Below are 2887 nucleotides of genomic sequence, written 5' to 3' on the forward strand. Positions count from 1 at the left end.
CGACGCCGCCGCCCGGAGACCCGGACGGCGGCGTTGGTCGTGCAGGTCCAGCAGGTCAGCCCGCCACGTCGGCCAGCGGCTTCTCCGGCTCCAGCTTCCCGTCCCGCTCCAGCCCGGCGCCCTCCACGTCCAGCTCCGGCAGCCACCGCAGCCACGACGGCAGCCACCACGCCGCCTTCCCCAGCAGCGCCAGCGCCGCCGGGACCAGCAACATCCGCACCACGAACGCGTCCACCGCGATCCCGATCGCCAGCGCGAACGCGATCGACTTCATCGTCGCGTCACCCGACGGCACGAACCCGGCGAACACCGAGAACATGATCAGCGCAGCGGCCACGACCACCGGCGCGGCCTGGCGGAAGCCGGTGCGGATCGCGTCGCGCGGCGCGATGCCGTGCGCGTGCGCCTCGTGCATCCGCGACACCAGGAACACCTGGTAGTCCATCGCGAGTCCGAACAGGATGCCGATCACGATGATCGGCGTGAGGCTGATCAGCGGCCCGGTGCCGTCCAGGTTGACCGCGTCCGCCAGCCAGCCCCACTCGAACACCGCGACCGTCGCGCCCAGCGACGCGCCGATCGTGAGCAGGAAGCCCAGCACGCCGACCAGCGGCACCAGGATCGACCGGAACACCAGCACCAGCAGCAGCAGCGCCAGGCCCACCACGAGCACCAGGTACACCGGCAGCGCCTTGTCCAGCGTCACCGCCACGTCCACGCTCACCGCCGTCGACCCGGTCACGTAGGTCGTGCTGCCCTCGACGTCCGCGAGCTGCGCCCGCAGGTCCTCGACGAGCTTCTCGGTCTCCTGCGAGGCGGGCCCGGACTTCGGGATCACGGTCAGCATCGCCGCCGTGCCGTCGGCGTCGGGGATCGGCGGCGCGACCATCGCGACGTCGTCCAGCCCCTGGACGCCCGCGACGGCGGCAGCGGCTGCCTGCGCCGGGTTCCCGCCCTCGAACAGCACGATCAGCGGCCCGTTGAAGCCCGCGCCGAACCCGTCGGCCAGGATCTTCTCGGCGCGCTCCTGCGTGGAGTCGGCGACCGGGCGCGGCACCAGCGTCGTGGTCATCGCCGCGGCGGGCACCGACACCAGGCCGAGGCCGATCACGGCCAGCAGCAGCGCGGCGACCCGCTGCTTGGTCACGCCGTTGATCCAGCCCCGGAAGAACCCGCGCTCGTGGTGCTCCTCGGCCTCGCCGACCTCACCGCGCTGCACGGCCTCGCGCTGCTTGCGCGGCAACGCCTTCAGCCCCAGGAAGCTCAGCACCGCCGGGACGAGCGTGATCGCGATCAGCACCGCCACCACGATCGTCGCGGCGGCGGCCACGCCCATCTGGGTCAGGAACGGGAGGCCCGCGACGGCCAGGCCGGCGAGCGCGATCACGACGGTGATGCCCGCGGTGACCACGGCGGACCCGGCGGTGCCCACGGCGATGCCGATGGCCTCGCCGACCTCGCGCCCGTGCCGCAGCTCCTGCCGGTAGCGGTTGATGATGAACAGCGCGTATTCGATGCCCACGGCCAGGCCCAGCATGGACGCCAGGACCGGGGTGGTGGACTGCAGGTCCATGAACCCGGTGGCGATCATGACGCCGAGCGCGCCGATGCCCACGCCGACGCTCGCGGTCAGCAGGTTCATGCCCGCCGTGACGAGCGAGCCGTACGTGACGGCCAGGATCACCAGCGCGATGATCACGCCGAGCGCCTCGGCGACGCCGCCGATGTGCGGCGGCGACTGGGTGGGCTCGCCGGCGGCCGCCACGGTCAGCCCACCGGTGCGGCCGTCCTCGACGGCCGTGGACAGCGCGTCCTTCTGCTCCTGGGTGATGTCACCGGCCTTGGCGCTGTAGGTGACCGTGCTGTACGCGGTGTCCTGCTTCTGGTTCACCGCCGGGGCCTGCGGGTCGAGCGGGTTGCTCGCCGAGGCCACACCGTCCAGTTCGGACAGCTTCTGCACCAGGCCCGCGATCAGCTGGGCGTTCTCCGGCGTGGTCAGCGCCTGGCCGTCCGGGGCCTTGACCACGACGCGCGCGGTCGCGCCGCCGCTGGAGCCGAACTCCTCGGAGATCTTGTCCAGCGCGGTCGTGGACTCCTGGCCGGGGATGGAGAACGAGTTGGCGGTGGTGCCCGAGAGGGTCAGCGCGCCCGCGCCGGTGCCGAGCAGCACCACCAGCCACAACAGGACTACGGCGAGCCGTCGTCGGTGCGAGCCGACGCCGAGCCGGTAGAGGAGACGTGCCATGAGCGTTCAGGCCTCAGAGGTGTGGGTTGGGTCAAGGGGAGGGGTGGCCGAGAGCGGCCAGGCAGGTGGCCACGATGTGCCGCCGCCACACCGACTTCCGGTCGACGTGGTTGGCGGCCAGGCTGAGCACGGCCAGCGCGCTCAGCGCGCCGATCACGCGCACGAGGCGCTCGCTGTCGACGTCGTGCGGGTCGACGTCGAACACGGCGAACATCGACAGCTCGTCGCTGTCGGGCACGAGCAAGGGGTGGGCGCTGTCCGAGCCCATCTCGGTGATCACCCCGGCGGCCATGGCGATCAGCCCTGGGTGCTCCAGCGCGAGGTCGGTCACCAGCTCGACGGCCAACCGGTCCCGCTCGGGCCCGGCGGGCAGCCGCATGGCCTGCCCGTACACCTGCCGCGCCCGCTCGCGCCCGAGCTCAGCGGCAGCGGTGAAGAGCGCCTCCTTGGTCGGGTAGTGGTGCAGCAACCCGGCCTTGGACAGCCCGACGGCGTCCGCCACGTCCTTGATCGACGTGTGGTCGAACCCGTGCCGGGCGAACAGCGCAGCCGCCCGGTCGAGCAACCGGACGTCCGCCTCGTGCCGAATCTCTCGTGCCACCCGTTCGACGGTACCTGCGCACCGACCGCCTCGGCATCCAG

Annotated in this window: 2 protein-coding genes; both read right to left on the reverse strand. The window is 72.3% G+C overall.

Going from position 1 to position 2887, the window contains the following annotated elements:
- Positions 1-55 precede the first annotated feature (55 nt).
- Complete coding sequence (locus tag ACTUAL_RS00535; protein ID WP_440898883.1) at positions 56-2245, reverse strand: MMPL family transporter; 2190 nt, start codon at positions 2243-2245, stop codon at positions 56-58.
- A 31-nt stretch (positions 2246-2276) separates the two neighbouring features.
- On the reverse strand, positions 2277-2846 hold the full coding sequence (locus ACTUAL_RS00540; protein WP_096493293.1) for a TetR/AcrR family transcriptional regulator: 570 nt from the start codon (positions 2844-2846) through the stop codon (positions 2277-2279).
- Positions 2847-2887: the final 41 nt, after the last annotated feature.

The organism is Actinosynnema sp., from assembly GCF_052038725.1.